Origin of the sequence: Noviherbaspirillum soli, from assembly GCF_015352955.1 — a bacterium.
Lineage (GTDB): Bacteria > Pseudomonadota > Gammaproteobacteria > Burkholderiales > Burkholderiaceae_D > Noviherbaspirillum_A > Noviherbaspirillum_A soli.
On the sequence record NZ_JACYOX010000016.1, the window covers coordinates 23,009 to 38,927 of the forward strand.

Genomic DNA, 15,919 nt, shown 5'->3' on the forward strand with positions numbered 1-15,919 from the left:
AGCCTCATGCGGTTTTTGGACGGATTGCCGATTTCGGACGGAAGACCTTGCATACCGACTCGTTGGCCTCGATGTACGGACCGCCGATCAGGTCGATGCAATAGGGCACGGCGGCGAAGATGCCTGCCACCAGCTGCTTGCCATCGGCGTCCTTCAGGCCTTCCAGGGTCTCGCGGATCGACTTGGGCTGGCCGGGCAGGTTGATGATCAGCGCCGCATGGCCGTCGGCCTCGCGGATCACCGCGACCTGGCGCGACAGGATGGCGGTAGGCACGAAATGCAGGCTGATCTGGCGCATCTGTTCGCCAAAGCCGGGCATTTCCTTGGTGCCCACGGCCAGGGTGGCTTCCGGCGTCACGTCGCGCCGGGCCGGGCCGGTGCCGCCGGTGGTGATCACCAGGTCGCATTGCAGCTGGTCCACCAGTTCGATCAGCGCGGCCTCGATCTGGTCGCGTTCATCGGCAACCAGGCGGGTTTCCACCTCGAACGGGCTGGTCAGGGCGCTGGCCAGCCATTCATTCAGCGCGGGGATGCCCTGGTCCTGGTAGACGCCGCCCGATGCGCGGTCAGACACCGATACCAGGCCGATGCGCGCGGCGCCGTCATTCCTCATCGTCTTCTCCTTCGTCTTCCTGGCCGGTTTCTGCCGGCTTGGCGGCGCCGCCCTGCAGCTGCTTCAACACCTGGAAAATTTCGCGGTAGGCCTTCGGCGGCTTCTGTTCGGCCTGTTCGCGCCGGGCATTGCGGATCAGGGTGCGCATCTGCTGCACATCGAGTTCGGGATATTGGGCGCGCAATTCGGTCAGCGCGCCATCGTCTGCCAGCAGCTTGTCGCGGCGGCGTTCCATGGCATGCATCGCGGCGGTTTCGGCGCGCGACGGCTGCTTCCAGCTGTCGATGGTCTTGCGGATCAGCGCGACTTCCTCTTCTTCCAGGGTGCGCATTTTCTTGCCGACGTACTGCAGCTGGCGGCGGCGGCCCTCATGGTCCTTGATGGTCTGGCATTCGAGGATGGCGTCGCGCACGTCCTCCGGCATGGGCACGCGCTTGACGCGTTCGCGCGGTTCGGCAATCAGTTCTGCGCCCAGCTTCTGCAAGGCGGTCATTTCACGCTTGAGCTGGGATTTGGATGGGCGGTCGTAATCCTGTTCGAACTCGTTCGACTGGAATCCGGTGGAGCCCCGGTTGGAATTAGGCATGATAGGGATGCGGCATGAGCCATTCGGTAAACGGCTGCTATGATAACTCTTTTACACGGCCCCCTAAAATCCGCTATGAACGATACCTTGTTTATCCACAGCCAGGACCAGTTGCGTGCGCTTGCCGAAGATGTGCTGCGTTACGCCAGGGAAGCCGGCGCGTCCGATGCCGCGGTGCAGATCAGCGAGGGCAGCGGCCTGTCGGTCACGGTGCGGCGGGGGGACGTGGAGACCATCGAGCAGAACAAGGACAAGGGCATCTCGGTCACGATCTACATGGGCAGGCAGGGCGCCGTGCGGCGCGGCAGCGCCAGCACGTCGGACTTCGGACAGCAGTCGCTGAAGGATACCGTGGACGCAGCCTGCAATATCGCCCGCTTCACCGCCGAGGACGACTGTGCCGGCCTGCCGGACGAGGACACGCTGGAATTCCAGCCGCGCGACCTGCAGCTCTGCTACCCCTGGACCATCAGCGCCGAAGAGGCGATCGCCCTGGCCGCCCGTGCCGAGGCGGCGGCCTTCGCAGTCGATCCGCGTGTGGCAAACAGCGAAGGCGCCAGCGTGCATGCGCAGCGGTCGCACTTCGTCAGCGCCAATACCCGCGGCTTCATCGGCGGCTATCCCTATTCCCGCCACACGATGTCGGTCGTGCCGATCGCCGGCCGCGGCGGCAATATGCAGCGCGACAGCTGGTACTCCTCGGTGCGCGACCCGGCAAAACTGGCTGCGCCCGAGGCCATAGGCCGATACGCTGCCGAGCGCGCGCTTGCGCGCCTGAATGCGCGCAAGCTCGACACCCGCAAGTGCCCGGTGCTGTTCGAAGCGCCGCTGGCCGCCGGCCTGCTGGGGGCTTTCGTGCAGGCGGTGTCGGGCGGCGCGCTGTACCGCAAGTCCACCTTCCTGCACGACTCGGTCGGCAGCCGGGTATTCGCCGATCACATCCAGGTGGCCGAAGACCCGCACCGGCCCGGCGCAGTCGGCTCGGCGCCGTTCGACGAGGAGGGCGTGAAGACCACCCGCCGCGACGTGGTGCGGGACGGCGTGGTGCAGGGCTATTTCCTGTCCACCTATTCGGCCCGCAAGCTGGGCCTGAAAACCACCGGCAATGCGGGCGGCGCCCATAACCTCGATATCACCTCCAGCCGTACCACCGCAGAGGATGACTTCGCCGGCATGCTCAGGAAAATGGGCACCGGCCTTCTGGTGACCGAACTGATGGGGCAGGGCGTCAATTACGTCACCGGCGACTATTCGCGCGGCGCGTCGGGTTACTGGGTGGAGAATGGCGTGATCCAGTACCCGGTCGAGGAAATCACGATTGCCGGCAACATGAAATCGATGTTCGAGCAGATTGTCGGCATCGGCACTGACACGCTGGTGCGCGGCACCCGTCAAACCGGTTCCATCCTGATCGAAAGCATGACCGTCGCCGGCAATTGAGCGCAGCGCCGGCCGGGACAGCATGGCGTATCGCACCCTGTAGCAACTTGTGCATAGTCGCAGCTATTTGTATTGCGGCGTTTCGTTGCCGCCCCTACAATCTGCAACGCCGTTGGCCCGGCAACTTTTCCTGTGCCGGGCTGCCGCCATTCCTATACATCACAAAGTCTCTGGAGATAACAACATCATGGAACGACGTTCCTTTTTGAAAAAAGCCGCGGTTGGCGCATCGGTAGGCGCGATTGCAGCGCCAGCGCTGGCGCAGTCGCAGCCCACCGTCAACTGGCGCCTGGCGTCGAGCTTCCCGAAATCGCTGGACGTCATCTATGGCGCTGCGGAGCGCATGTCCAAGCGGGTAGCCGAACTGACCGGCGGCAAATTCAACATCCGCGTGTTCGCCGCGGGTGAAATCGTTCCGGCGCTCCAGGTGGTGGATGCAGTGCAGGCCGGCACGGTGGAAATGGGCCATAGCGCTGGCTATTACTATTTCGGCAAGGACCCGGCATTCTGCTTCGACACCGCAGTGCCTTTCGGCCTGACCTCGCGCCAGCAGACGTCCTGGTTCGAGTTCGGCGGCGGCAAGGAACTGATGCGCGAGTTCTACAAGGACTATGGCATCCTGAACTTCATGGGCGGCAACACCGGCACCCAGATGGGCGGCTGGTATCGCAAGGAGATCAAGACCCTGAAGGACATGGACGGCCTGAAGATGCGCATCAGCGGCCTTGCTGGCCGTGTGGTGCAGCGCCTGGGCGTGGTGCCGCAGCAGATCGGCGGCGGCGACATCTACCCGGCGCTGGAAAAGGGCACGATCGACGCGGCGGAATGGGTCGGTCCGTACGACGATGAGAAGCTGGGCTTCAACCGCGTGGCGCCGTTCTACTACGCGCCGGGCTGGTGGGAAGCGAGCGCGCAGCTCAACTTCATGGTCGGCATCAAGGAATGGGAAAAGCTGCCGAAGGAATACCAGCATGCCTTCGAAGTCGCCAGCCATGAAGCGCACCTGTTCATGCAGGCCGACTTCGACCACCGCAATCCGGCCGCGCTGGCCCGTCTGCTGAAGGCAGGCGTCAAGCTGCGCACCTTCTCGCGCGACATCATGGAAGCCGCCTACAAGGCGTCGACCGAGGTGATGGAGGAAGAAGCAGCGAAGAACGCGAAGTTCAAGAAGATCTACGAGCCGTGGAAGCAGTTCCGCCAGAACCAGAACCAGTGGTACTCGGTGTCGGAAGCGCCGATCGCCAACTTCATGGTCAGCCGCAAGTAAGTCGCAGCAAGTCACAGGCCGGCGGATCCGCCGGCCGGCAGTTGTTTCAAAGCGCCCGTAGCACGCAAGTCCTACGGGCTTTTTTCCAGTGTCGTAGCCGCAGCAAAGGAGCAGTAAGCCAAGTCAGCATCATTTACTCAGGAGAAAATATGGAACGTCGTTCGTTCATCCGCACCGCCGGCGCCGGCGCTCTCGCCGGAAGCATTGCCTCGATTGCCACCCCATCCGTGGCGCAAACCCTGCCTTCCATCAACTGGCGCCTTGCCTCCAGTTTCCCGAAATCCCTCGACACCATCTACGGCGGCGCCGAAACCCTTGCCAGGCGTGTAGCCGCGCTCACCGACGGCAAATTCGCCATCCGCGCCTTCCCCGGCGGCGAGATCGTGCCGGCGCTGCAGGTGGCGGATGCCGTCCAGGCCAATACCGTGGAAGTGGGCCATACCTGCTCCTACTACTATTTTGGCAAGGACCCCACGTTTGCCTTCGACTGCGCCGTGCCATTCGGCCTGAATTCACGCCAGCAGACCGCCTGGTTCGATCAGGGCGGCGGCCGTGAGCTGATGCGCGATTTTCTGCGTGACTACGACATCGTCAACTTCATGGGCGGCAATACCGGCACCCAGATGGGCGGCTGGTTCCGCAAGGAGATCAAGACGGTCGAAGACCTGAATGGGCTGAAGATGCGCATCGGCGGCTTTGCCGGACGGGTGATGCAACGCCTGGGCCTGGTGCCGCAGCAACTCGCGGGTGGCGACATCTATCCCGCGCTGGAAAAGGGCACCATCGATGCGGCCGAGTGGATCGGGCCCTACGACGATGAAAAGCTGGGTTTCAACAAGGTTGCGCCTTTTTACTATGCGCCCGGCTGGTGGGAGAGCGGTCCGCAGATCTCCTTCTATGTGAACGCAAAGGAATGGGAGAAGCTGCCCAAGGTCTATCAGGCGGCGTTCGAAGCGGCCTCGTACGAGGCGCACGTCGTCATGCAGGCACAGTACGATGCCCGCAATCCGAGTGCGCTGGCGCGCCTGCTCAAGAGCGGCGTCAAGCTGCGCAGCTTCTCACGCGGCATCATGGACGCCTGCTACAAGGCAGCCCAGGAGGTGATGGAAGAGGAAGCGTCGAAGAATCCCAAGTTCAAGAAGGTGTATGAACCGTGGAAGCGCTTCCGCCAGGACGAAAACCAGTGGTTTTCGGTAGCCGAGGCAACCCTGCAAAACTACATGAACAGCGCACGCTGATTCCTGCAAGGCCCTGATCAAGCCTGGGAGACGCCGCGATGCGGTGGCCCCCAAAGAAAAGGCCCCGTCATCAAGCGGGGCCTTTGTTCTTGCTACATGGCGACCGGTTCCTGATCGCCGGATTCGCGGATGCTACTTCTTCTCGCCTTCGGTCGAAAAGTTCAACTGCGGTTCGCCGCCATCGGCTGGCTTCTGCTCCTCGCTGGTCGAGAAGTCCAGGTTGGGCTGGGCGTCGGGCTGGCTGTTTTCGGACGGCGTGTCGATGCGCAATTCAAGCTGCTCCTTCATGTCGGCATGCTTCTCGACCGACACCAGCTGCGGGAAGGCGATGATGAGCGACACCATGATCACCTGGATCAGCACGAAGGGCACCGATCCCCAGTAGATGTCCGAGGTCTTGACTTCCTTGGGCGCCACCGAGCGCAGGTAAAAAAGCGCGAAGCCGAACGGGGGGTGCATGAAGGATGTCTGCATGTTCACGCCCAGCAGCACGCCGAACCAGATCAGGTCGATGCCCATCTTTTCGGCGACCGGACCGACCAGCGGCACCAGGATGAATGCCAGCTCGAAGAAGTCCAGGAAGAAGGCGAGTCCGAAGAACAGGATGTTCACCACGATCAGGAAGCCGGCCTTGCCGCCCGGCAGGGAGGTCAGCAGGTGCTCGACCCAGAGGTCGCCATTCACGCCGCGGAACACCAGCGAGAACACGCTGGAGCCGATCAGGATGAAGATCACGAAGCAGGACAGGCGGGTGGTGGAATCCATCGCCTGCTTCAACAGGCTCCAGCTCAGGCGCCGGTTCATGATGGCCAGGATCAGTGCGCCCAGCGCACCCATGCCGCCCCCTTCGGTCGGTGTGGCGATGCCGACGAAAATCGTACCGAGCACCAGGAAGATCAGCGCCAGCGGCGGGATCAGCACGAACACGACACGCTCGGCCATGCGCGAGAGCATGTTCAGGCCGAGCTTGCGATTGAGGTAAGCGAACAGGAAGCAGACCGCGGTTGCCAGCGAGGCGCCGTAGATCATCACCTCATCGGCGGGCTTGTTCGGGTGGCGCGCGCCGAACCAGCCGTCGAACAGGTAGGTGATGCCTATTGCCACGACGAGAAGCACCGCCAGCGACTTGACGCCGCTCGATCCGTCCGGCTGGCGCAGGTTGCGTGCCTCCAGCGGCAGGGCCGGCGCTGCGCTCGGGCGGAAGATCGATACCGACATCACATAGCCGGCGTACATGGCGGTGAGCATCAGGCCGGGGAAGAATGCGGCCTTGTACATGTCGCCAACCGACCGGCCAAGCTGGTCGGCCATCACGATCAGCACCAGCGACGGCGGGATGATCTGCGCCAGCGTGCCCGAGGCGGCGATCACGCCGCTGGCCAGCCGCTTGTCGTAACCGTAGCGCAGCATGACCGGCAGCGAGATCAGGCCCATCGAGATCACCGATGCCGCGACCACGCCAGTGGTGGCCGCCAGCAGCGCGCCGACGAAGATCACCGCATAGGCGACGCCGCCGCGGATCGGGCCAAACAATTGGCCGATGGTGTCGAGCAGGTCTTCCGCCATGCCGGATCGTTCGAGGATCAGGCCCATGAAGGTGAAGAAGGGAATCGCCAGCAGGGTGTCGTTGGCCATGATGCCGAACAGCCGGTTTGGCAGGGCTTGCAGCAGTTCCGGCTTCAACAGCCCCAGCTCGATGCCAAGCAGGCCGAACAGCAGGCCGTTGGCGGCCAGCGCGAATGCCACCGGGAAGCCCGACAGCAGGAATAACACCAGTGCGCCGAACATGACCGGCGCCATATTTGCAATCAGGAATGCGCTCATGATTTTCTATCCTAGTCGAGCTTGTTGGCGGCCTTGATGGCGGCGATTTCTTCTTCCGGACTGGCCGCGTGCTTCTCGAACTCGCGTGCATCCACCAGGCCGGCGAGGAAGCCCAGGCGCTTGATCAGTTCGGAGAAACCCTGAAGGATCATCAGCACGAAGCCGACCGGGATCAGCAGCTTGGCCGGCCACAGGATGAGGCCGCCGGCATTGCTCGATACTTCCTGGTTGCGGATCGATTCCATCGCGTAGGGGATGGAGAAATAGAGGATAAGCAGCGACACCGGCAGCAGGAAGAACAGGAAACCGAGGATGTCGATGATGGCCTGGGTACGGCGTGAAAAACGGCCCACGACGACATCGATGCGCACATGTTCATTTCGCTTCAAGGTGTAGGCGCTGGCCAGCATGAACATCGCGGCAAACAGGTACCACTGGATCTCGAGCCAGGCATTCGAACTCATGTTCAGGCTGTAGCGGATGATCGCATTGCCGGCGCAGACCAGCACTGCCAGCAGCAGCGCCCAACTCACCGCGAGGCCGATCTTTTCATTGATCGCGTCGATCAGACGCGCAAGCGAAAGCAGTAAAGACATGGTTTGTCTCCGTCTTGATTTTCAGATATGGGGGGTTGCCCTCGAGTGGCGCGGCGGCACGACTGGTACGGGCTTGTTCCTGCGTGAGCGGGTGGGAGTATATGACATTTCTGATAAGGAACAAGCGTTTCGGCATAAAAACCCGCAATGCCGCCGAGGCGGAATTACGGGAGCTTTGTGTGGATATGCAGGAGTTGTTTTAAGTCGCGGTGATCATGGCCCGGAGGCGCGGCGTCGACGGAGTATAGAAAAAATTGCCTGCCAATGGAAAGAAAATCCATGCACGCCAAAAAAAGTTTTGCCAGTTTGCCAAAATCGATTTGTTTAACGGCGGAACGTGCGGAAGATGAATGCTGAAGTCGTAAAAAAACATCATCAAGCGATCAGGCCGGCGTCACGGGTCCTGGTGAAACCGCCGGCCCGACAGGGATCTTCAGCCCAGTTCTGCGCGTACCCTGGCGATGGCCGCCCGTACCTGATTGGGCGCGGTGCCGCCCACATGGTCGCGCGCAGCGACCGAGCCTTCCAGTGTCAGCACCTGGAACACATCGTCGGCAACCAGGCTGCTGAACTGGCGCAGGTCTTCCAGCGACAGGTCGGCCAGGTCGCAGCCGCGGTCCACGCAGGCGCGCACCGCATGGGCAACCGCTTCATGGGCGTCGCGGAAGGGCAGGCCTTTCTTGACCAGGTAATCTGCCAGGTCGGTCGCGGTGGCATAGCCCTGGAAGGCGGCGGCGCGCATCGCGTCCGGGCGCACCGTGATGCCGCGCGCCATGTCGGCGAAGATGCGCAGGGTGTCGGTGACGGTGTCGACGGTGTCGAATAGCGGCTCCTTGTCTTCCTGGTTGTCCTTGTTGTAGGCCAGCGGCTGTCCCTTCATCAGGGTCAGCAGCGCGATCAGGTGGCCGTTGACGCGGCCGGTCTTGCCGCGCGCCAGTTCGGGCACGTCCGGGTTCTTCTTTTGCGGCATGATGGACGAGCCGGTGCAGAAGCGGTCGGCGATGTCGATGAAGCCCACGCGCGGGCTCATCCAGATCACCAGTTCCTCGGACATGCGCGACACATGGGTCATCACCAGCGCGGCGGCGGCGCAGAACTCGATGGCGAAATCACGGTCGGACACCGCGTCCAGGGAGTTGCGGCAGACATCGTCGAAGCCCAGCGTGGCCGCGACCCGCTCGCGGTCGATCGGGAAGGTAGTGCCGGCCAGCGCCGCCGCGCCCAGCGGCAGGCGGTTGACCCGCTTGCGGCAATCCGCCATGCGTTCGGCATCGCGGCCGAACATTTCCACGTAAGCCAGCATGTGATGGCCGAACGTGACCGGCTGCGCCACCTGCATATGGGTGAAGCCCGGCAGGATGGTGTCGGCATGCTGTTCGGCCAGGTCGGTCAGCGCCAGGCGCAACTCGCGCAGCAGGCCGCTGATGTCGTCGATCGCATGGCGCAGGTAGAGCCGGATGTCGGTGGCAACCTGGTCATTGCGCGAACGGCCGGTATGCAGCCGCTTGCCGGCGTCGCCGACCAGTTCGGTCAGGCGTTTTTCGATATTCAGGTGGACGTCTTCCAGGTCGAGCAGCCATTCGAACTGGCCGGCGGCGATTTCGGACTGGATCTGCGCCATGCCGCGCTGGATATCCTGCAGGTCCTGGCGGCTGATGATGTTCTGTTCGGCCAGCATGTCCGCATGGGCAAGCGAGCCCTGGATATCGAACTCGGCCAGGCGCTTGTCGAAAAACACCGATGCGGTATAACGCTTGACCAGGTCGGAAACGGGTTCGGAAAAGCGTGCCGACCACGCTTCACTTTTTTTGGAGAGTTGTGCTGTCATAATTGTGTCCCGGAGAATTACGGGATTATAGAGCAAGCGGGTAGGCCTTCCGACTGGCAGGGACCGCTTGGACCCGTACCATCTCGTTCTCGATCTTATCCATGTCTGCAACCGTTCCGGCCGCCGCGCCCGTATCCGTTCTGCCCGACTGCTGCAACCTCGGCGTGATCCTGCGCACGCTGGTGGCGGTGAATGGCGCGGTGATGGTGGCCATCCTGGCGCAGGCGCAGACGCTGGGCGCGGCCATCCTGTCCTTCATCGAGGCCTCGGTGCTGGTTGAACTTGCCAGCCTGGCCTCGCTGCTGATCCTGTGCGCGGCCCGGAAGCCGCTGGCCCATTTTCCGCCGTGGCTTCAGCGCCCGGCCTGCATGGTGGTGCCGGCCTCGGTCACGGCCGTGATCATCCGTTTCCTGGCCACGCTCAACCTGTATGTCGTCGACCCGGCCGGCCTGGCGATGATTCAGGGCGTGGTGACTGCGGCGCTGCTGGGCACGGTGCTGCAGCATTATTTCGAGCTGCGCACCCGCGCCTTTTCGCCGGCGCTGGCCGAGGCGCGATTGCAGGCGCTGCAGGCGCGCATCCGGCCGCACTTCCTGTTCAACAGCCTCAATGCGGTGCTCTCCCTGATCCGCACCGCGCCGCGCCAGGCCGAGGCGACGCTGGAAGACCTGGCCGAACTGTTCCGCGCGCTGCTGCGCGATGCCCGCGACCTCACCACGCTGGAGCAGGAATTGCGGCTGTGCGAACAATATCTTTCCATCGAGAAAATCCGCCTCGGCGAGCGTCTGCAGGTGGAGTGGGAGCTGACCAACATGAGCGACGAAGTGCTGCACAGCGCGCAAATTCCGTCGCTGCTGCTGCAGCCGCTGCTGGAAAACGCGGTCCATCATGGCGTCGAACCGGCGCGCGAGCCGATGCTGGTGCAGATCCACCTGAGCCGATGGGGCGACAGGCTGGACATTGCAGTGATCAATCCGCATCATCCTGACCGCAGTTCGCCCGGCAACCATATGGCGCTGGACAATATCCGGGAACGCCTGGCGCTGCTGTACGACGTCGAGGCGCACCTGGTGACGACGATAGCGCGCGGCTTTTTCGAAGTGCGCCTGCGCTTTCCCTATGTCAAGGAGAGTTAATGAGTCAACGCATATTCATCGTGGACGATGAGGAGCATGCCAGGTCGCGGCTGGCCATCCTGCTGGCCGATATCGCGGAAGAGTGTCCGAATGAACTGGTCGGCCAGGCCAGCGACGCCGCCGGCGCGCTGCAGGGCATCGTCGATACCCGTCCCGACATCGTGCTGCTGGATATCCAGATGCCCGGCATGAGCGGGCTGGACCTGGCCGCGCGCCTTGCGCGGGAAGGAGAGGAAATGCCGGCGGTGGTGTTCGTCAGCGCCCACGAGGACTATGCGCTCAACGCCTTCGACGTGCATGCGCTGGACTATCTGGTCAAGCCGGTACGGGCGGCGCGGCTGGCGCAGGCCCTGAAGCGCGTCGCCACCTTGCGCGGCCGCAGCAGCGGCACTGCCGAAGCGACGCCGCGACGGGCGCATTTCACCGTGCACGAGCGCGACCGCCTGCTGCTGGTGCCGGTCACGGACGTGCTGTACCTGAAGGCCGAGCTGAAATACGTGACCCTGCGCACCCGCACCCGCGACTACCTGATCGAGGACTCGCTGTCTTCCATCGAGGAAGAACTGGACGATGTGTTCGTCCGCGTCCATCGCAACACCCTGGTGGCGCGCAAGGCCATCATGGGCGTCGAGCGCGGCGTGGTGGGCGCCGACGGCGAGAGCGAGCGCGGGCAGGAAGCATGGCAGGTGATCCTGCGCGATGTCGCGGAACGCCTTCCGATTTCCCGAAGACAATGGCCAGTGGTCAAGGCATTGGTGCGCTGAACCGGCGCCGTGACCGCAATCGCATGGATTGCGTTGGGATAACGCTCGTGCGCATCAGGCGCGCCGCCTATTGTTCAGCTGCGCGTCATAGGATAGCCTGTTGATCATATTGCCATTGGCCACCTTTTCCCTTCAGCCCTACGCGTGAATCCCGAGCCTGGAAACGACCCGACCCCAACCTTGCCGGCGCCAGCACTGGCCAGCGGGGCGCGGCTGATCGCCTGCGGGGAGTGCGACCTGCTGCAATATGAAGTGGCGCTGGGCAGCCATGCCGATGCCCACTGCAGCCGCTGCAACAGCGTGCTCTACCGTGGCACCCGCGCCAGCCTGCCGCTGATGCTGGCGCTGATGGCGAGCTGCGCGGTGCTGCTGGTGGTCTCCAACCTGTTCCCGATCGCGGTGCTGGAAGTGCAGGGCGCGCATGTCGAGGCAACCCTGATCAATACCGTGGTCACCGTCTACAACCAGGGGCGCGAACTGGTCGCCACGCTGGTGCTGCTGACGACCATCGTGCTGCCGGCCATCGAGATCGCCTGCATGCTGTATCTGCTGGTGCCGCTGGCGCTGGGCCGAATAGCGCCGGATACGCCGGCAGTGTTCCGGCTGGTGCTGGCCATCCATCCGTGGAGCATGATGGAAATCATGCTGCTGGGCGTGCTGGTCACCCTGGTCAAGCTGACCGACTTTGCCAACATCATTCCCGGCGTGTCCCTGTGGTCGTTCTGCGCATTGATCGTGTTCTTCACCATGGCGGCTTCGGCCTTCAGCGTGCGCGATTTCTGGGGTTGGGTGGAGGAGCGCGAGACGGCGCTGGACATGAAGGAAAGCCTGCAATGAAAACACCGGTACGACCGGCGCGCGATGGGAGCGCCTGATGCCTTCCGCCCTGCAGCAGGGCCTGGTCTCCTGCCACAGCTGCGGCATGCTGTCACGCCTGCCGGCGCATGCGCGCGGCCATTGCCCGAGATGCCATGCGCGGCTGCATGCGCGCAAGCCCGACAGCATTTCCCGCACCTGGGCGCTGGTCATCCTCGCCTATATCCTCTACATCCCGGCCAACCTGCTGCCCATCCTCGAAAGCCGGGCGCTGCTCACCGCCGAGAGCGACACCATCATGAGCGGCATCCTGATGTTCTGGGAAAGCGGCTCGTGGATGATCGCCGGCCTGGTATTCATCGCCAGTATCGTGGTGCCGCTGACCAAGCTGCTGGCGCTGACCTGGCTCTTGGTGTCGGTGCAGCTGAAGAGCCGGCGCCGCGCGCTGCAGCGCACCCAGCTGTTCCGGCTGGTGGAGTTCGTCGGCCGCTGGTCGATGCTGGATATCTATGTCGTGGCGCTGACAGTGACGCTGGTGCAGGTCGGCACGCTGGCATCGATCGAGGTCGGACCCGGCGCGCTGGCCTTCGGCGCGGTGGTCGTGGTGACCATGGTCGCCGCCCATACCTTCGACCCGCGCCTGATCTGGGACGCTGCTGGAGATGCCCGTGAGTGAAGACAAGCTGCCGCAAGCCGCATCCCCGATTCCCGAGGCGTTGAATGTGCCCAAGCGGCGCTGGGCGGTCAACATCGTCTGGCTGATTCCGCTGGTGGCGGCGCTGGTGGGCGGCTGGGTGGCGATTCATTACCTGATGCAGCGCGGTCCCACCGTCACCATCGAATTCGCCAATGCCGACGGCCTGGAAGCCGGCAAGACCAAGCTGCGCTACAAGGAGGTCGACATCGGCACCGTGTCGGCGATCGCCATCGCCAAGGACCGCAGCCATGTGATCGTCACCGCCAAGATGGCCAAGCAGGCCGAGGACCTGCTGGTGGCCGACACCAAATTCTGGGTAGTGCGCCCCCGGGTGACACTGAACAGCATCAGCGGCCTGGGCACGCTGCTGTCCGGCGCCTATATCGGCCTCGATGCCGGCAAGTCGGAGGAAGAGAAGTGGGACTTCAAGGGCCTGGAGACGCCGCCGCCGATTCCATCGGACCTGCCGGGCCGGCGCTTCAAGCTGCATGCCGACGACATCGGTTCGCTGTATGTCGGCGCGCCGGTGTACTACCGGCGGGTGGAAGTGGGCAGCATCACGGCCTACAAGCTCGATGAAAACGGCAAGGGCATCACGCTGGAAGTATTTGTCAATGCGCCGCACGACCGCCTGGTGACCACCAATGCCCGCTTCTGGCATGCCAGCGGCATCGACGTGTCGATTGAATCCTCGGGCGTGAAGCTCAACACCGAGTCGCTGACATCCATTATCGTCGGCGGCATTTCCTTCCAGGCGCCGGAGGAAACCGCGGCCGGCGATCCCGCCCTGGCCGACACCATGTTCCCGCTCTACGACAACAAGGCGTCGGCGCTGAAGCTGATCAGCCGGGAAGTGCACAGCTATGTGCTGTACTTCGACGAGTCGCTGCGCGGCCTGGCGCCCGGCGCGCAGGTGGATTTCCGCGGCATACCGCTGGGCGAGGTGAAGTCGGTCAGCATCGAGTACGACCGTGAAGACAAGGTGGTGCGCTTCCCGGTGGAGATCGACATCTATCCGGAGCGCATGCGCGCCCGTTACCGTCCCGGCGCGCCGGAGATGTCGGCGATGGAGCGCAATCCGCAGCAACTGCTGGACCGGATGGTGGCGCGCGGTTTCCGCGCCCAGTTGAAGAGCGCCAACCTGCTGACCGGCCAGCTGTACGTGGCGCTGGATTTCTTCCCCAAGGCGCCGAAGGCCAAGATCGACTGGAACAAGCAGCCGGTGGAATTGCCGACCGCCCCGGGCGCGCTGGAAGACATACAGCAGACCCTGGGCAATATCGCCGGCAAGCTGGAGAAAGTGCCTTTCGACACGATAGGCAATGACCTCAGCCGCGCGCTGAAGACCCTGGACACAACGCTGAAGAGCGCCAACAGCACCCTGAAGCAGGTCGACAGCAGCGTCGTGCCGGAACTGCGCGGCACGCTGGAATCGGCGCGCAAGGCGTTGGGCAATGCCGAACGCACACTGGCATCGGATGCCCCGGTGCAGTCCGACCTGCGCGACACGCTGACCGAGGTCAGCCGCGCCGCGCGCACCCTGCAGGACCTGGCCGACTACCTGAGCCGGCATCCGGAGTCGCTGATACGCGGCAAGAAAGGCGATTGACATGACAGGAAAAGCCCGCGCCGCCATTGGCTGCATTGCAATGACCATTCTGCTGGCTGCGTGCGGCACGGCGCCCAAGGACAGGTTCTACACGCTGGCGCCGGCCAGCGCGATGGCGCCCGCGCCCGTAGCGACGGCGTCCGCGCCGGCGCGCTACGGCGTGGCAATCGGCCCAGTGCGGGTGCCGGAAGCGCTGGACCGCACGCAGATGGTGGTCAGGGAAGGGCCAAACCGGGTCGAGATCCTTGACAAGCACCGCTGGGCGGGTTCGCTCAGGAGCGAGATCGCCCGGGCGCTTGCCGCCGGCGTCGGCGCGCAACTGCCCGATGCCCAGGTCAGCGTGCATGACGGCCAGGCAGGCCGCAACGCGGCCTACCGGGTAGCGGTGGATATCGAGCGTTTCGACGCGACGCTCAATGACAGCGTGGCCGTCCAGGCGCTATGGACGCTGCGTCAGGAGGGCGGCAAGGAACTGGGCAGCGGCCGCTTCGCCGCCACCGAGCCGACCGGACCGGGCGGCTATGACGCCATTGCCGCTGCTTATGGGAAGGCGCTGTCGGCGATGAGCGTGCAGGTGGCGCAGGCTGTGCGCGCCGCGCAGTCGGCGTCGCGCTAGGACCGCCTCTGGCCTGTCGGACTCGGGAAAGACCGAGGCAAATTGATGCCGGAACAAGGGGCATGCGAGGGTAGCGCTAAGCCGTAGCGGGGCTGCGGCGAACAGCCGCAACGCAGCGCCGGCGGCAACGCGGCTAGAGCGAATTTGGCCAGACTAGCCTCATGCCGCAGACCCAGGTGCGGCGCACCTCGCGTCCTGCGCCCTTGGCATGCCCCTGATGCCGTAGGGTGGAATACCCCGAAGGGGCATTCCACCATGCGTGGACCAGCGAAGGTCCTTGAGATGATCTTTACGGTATGCGACCGCGGTGCAATGCCCTTCGGGTATTGCACCCTACCAACCCCTGGGTGAATCTTCCAAAGGCAATCTTGCTTGGCCGGCTGATGCCAGTCAGGTTGGAAATGCGCTAGCAGCGACAAACCAGTGGGGCCAAGTGGGTTCTAATCCGCCACTGTCACCCCGCGCCAGAACGCCACGCGGCCGGCGATTTCGCTGGCTGCATCCTTGGGCTCGGGATAGTACCAGGCCGCGTCCTTGTTGACCTGGCCATCGACCACCACGTCGTAATAGCTGGCGATGCCTTTCCACGGGCAGGTGGTGTGCGTGGCGCTCGGACGCAGCATTGCGTTGTTGACGGATGCGGCGGGGAAATAGCGGTTGCCCTCGACTACGACGATGTCTTCCTGCGCAGCCTCGGCAATGACGGCCTGGTTCCAGACAGCTTTGGTCATGATGCGTCCTCCGGTGGTGGGTTAAGGGTTGTCAGCCGGTGTTGCGCAGTCCGGCCGCGATGCCGTTGATGGACAGGTGGATGCCGCGGTTGACCCGGCCATCCCGCGGCTTGTCGGCGGCGGCAGTGGCGCGGTTGCGCTTGATCAGTTCCACCTGC

16 protein-coding genes are annotated in these 15,919 nt (G+C 63.8%); 9 read left to right on the plus strand and 7 right to left on the minus strand.

Translation table 11 applies throughout. The annotated features are described in order from the left end of the window. Window positions 1-4: 4 nt before the first annotated feature. The gene (mog, locus tag IGW04_RS13345; protein ID WP_194713575.1) at window positions 5-613 is read right to left on the minus strand and encodes a molybdopterin adenylyltransferase; all 609 of its coding nucleotides are present in this window, start codon (window positions 611-613) and stop codon (window positions 5-7) included. Continuing rightward, window positions 603-1,199, minus strand: a complete 597-nt coding sequence (gene yjgA / locus IGW04_RS13350; protein WP_194713576.1) for a ribosome biogenesis factor YjgA — start codon at window positions 1,197-1,199, stop codon at window positions 603-605. The genes mog and yjgA overlap by 11 nt, the downstream gene beginning before the upstream one ends. 75 nt (window positions 1,200-1,274) lie before the next feature. Between yjgA and pmbA the strand changes: the two genes are divergently transcribed. The 3 genes from pmbA to IGW04_RS13365 all read left to right on the plus strand — a co-directional run bounded on the left by pmbA (window position 1,275) and on the right by IGW04_RS13365 (window position 5,144). Beyond that, the gene (pmbA, locus tag IGW04_RS13355; protein ID WP_194713577.1) at window positions 1,275-2,639 is read left to right on the plus strand and encodes a metalloprotease PmbA; all 1,365 of its coding nucleotides are present in this window, start codon (window positions 1,275-1,277) and stop codon (window positions 2,637-2,639) included. Window positions 2,640-2,826: 187 nt separating this feature from the next. Further along, window positions 2,827-3,906: a TRAP transporter substrate-binding protein gene (locus tag IGW04_RS13360; protein WP_194713578.1), complete on the plus strand. Its 1,080-nt coding sequence runs from the start codon at window positions 2,827-2,829 to the stop codon at window positions 3,904-3,906. Window positions 3,907-4,055: 149 nt separating this feature from the next. Next, the gene (locus tag IGW04_RS13365) at window positions 4,056-5,144 is read left to right on the plus strand and encodes a TRAP transporter substrate-binding protein (protein ID WP_194713579.1); all 1,089 of its coding nucleotides are present in this window, start codon (window positions 4,056-4,058) and stop codon (window positions 5,142-5,144) included. A gap of 132 nt (window positions 5,145-5,276) precedes the next feature. Here IGW04_RS13365 and IGW04_RS13370 read toward each other — a convergent pair whose 3' ends face one another. From IGW04_RS13370 to argH, 3 genes are all read right to left on the minus strand, one after another. After that, a complete protein-coding gene (locus tag IGW04_RS13370; protein WP_194713580.1) occupies window positions 5,277-6,968 on the minus strand; it encodes a TRAP transporter large permease in 1,692 nt (563 codons plus the stop codon). Between the two features lie 11 nt (window positions 6,969-6,979). After that, window positions 6,980-7,564, minus strand: a complete 585-nt coding sequence (locus IGW04_RS13375; protein WP_194713581.1) for a TRAP transporter small permease subunit — start codon at window positions 7,562-7,564, stop codon at window positions 6,980-6,982. Between the two features lie 433 nt (window positions 7,565-7,997). After that, window positions 7,998-9,392 (minus strand): argininosuccinate lyase, encoded by a 1,395-nt coding sequence (argH, locus tag IGW04_RS13380; RefSeq protein ID WP_194713582.1) that lies wholly within the window; start codon window positions 9,390-9,392, stop codon window positions 7,998-8,000. 101 nt (window positions 9,393-9,493) lie between these two features. Between argH and IGW04_RS13385 the strand changes: the two genes are divergently transcribed. The 6 genes from IGW04_RS13385 to IGW04_RS13410 all read left to right on the plus strand — a co-directional run bounded on the left by IGW04_RS13385 (window position 9,494) and on the right by IGW04_RS13410 (window position 15,030). Then, window positions 9,494-10,528, plus strand: coding sequence for a sensor histidine kinase (locus IGW04_RS13385; protein ID WP_194713583.1), 1,035 nt, complete (start codon window positions 9,494-9,496; stop codon window positions 10,526-10,528). Beyond that, entirely contained in the window at window positions 10,528-11,292 is a 765-nt protein-coding gene (locus IGW04_RS13390) for a LytR/AlgR family response regulator transcription factor (RefSeq protein WP_194713584.1), read from the plus strand. The genes IGW04_RS13385 and IGW04_RS13390 overlap by 1 nt, the downstream gene beginning before the upstream one ends. A gap of 144 nt (window positions 11,293-11,436) precedes the next feature. After that, window positions 11,437-12,129: a paraquat-inducible protein A gene (locus IGW04_RS13395; RefSeq protein WP_194713585.1), complete on the plus strand. Its 693-nt coding sequence runs from the start codon at window positions 11,437-11,439 to the stop codon at window positions 12,127-12,129. Window positions 12,130-12,166: 37 nt separating this feature from the next. Next, on the plus strand, window positions 12,167-12,784 hold the full coding sequence (locus IGW04_RS13400) for a paraquat-inducible protein A (protein ID WP_194713586.1): 618 nt from the start codon (window positions 12,167-12,169) through the stop codon (window positions 12,782-12,784). Continuing rightward, the gene (locus IGW04_RS13405; RefSeq protein ID WP_194713587.1) at window positions 12,771-14,414 is read left to right on the plus strand and encodes a PqiB family protein; all 1,644 of its coding nucleotides are present in this window, start codon (window positions 12,771-12,773) and stop codon (window positions 14,412-14,414) included. Before IGW04_RS13400 ends, IGW04_RS13405 begins: the two co-directional genes overlap by 14 nt. A gap of 1 nt (window position 14,415) precedes the next feature. Beyond that, on the plus strand, window positions 14,416-15,030 hold the full coding sequence (locus tag IGW04_RS13410) for a PqiC family protein (protein ID WP_194713588.1): 615 nt from the start codon (window positions 14,416-14,418) through the stop codon (window positions 15,028-15,030). Between the two features lie 440 nt (window positions 15,031-15,470). Here the strand turns inward: IGW04_RS13410 and IGW04_RS13415 are convergent, their stop codons facing one another. Next, window positions 15,471-15,761 carry a DUF427 domain-containing protein gene (locus tag IGW04_RS13415; RefSeq protein ID WP_194713589.1) on the minus strand — a complete coding sequence of 97 codons (291 nt, stop codon included), beginning with the start codon at window positions 15,759-15,761 and terminating at the stop codon, window positions 15,471-15,473. 31 nt (window positions 15,762-15,792) lie between these two features. Then, window positions 15,793-15,919: phosphoenolpyruvate carboxylase (locus tag IGW04_RS26230; RefSeq protein ID WP_194713590.1), on the minus strand; the 127-nt coding region annotated here is incomplete at its 5' end.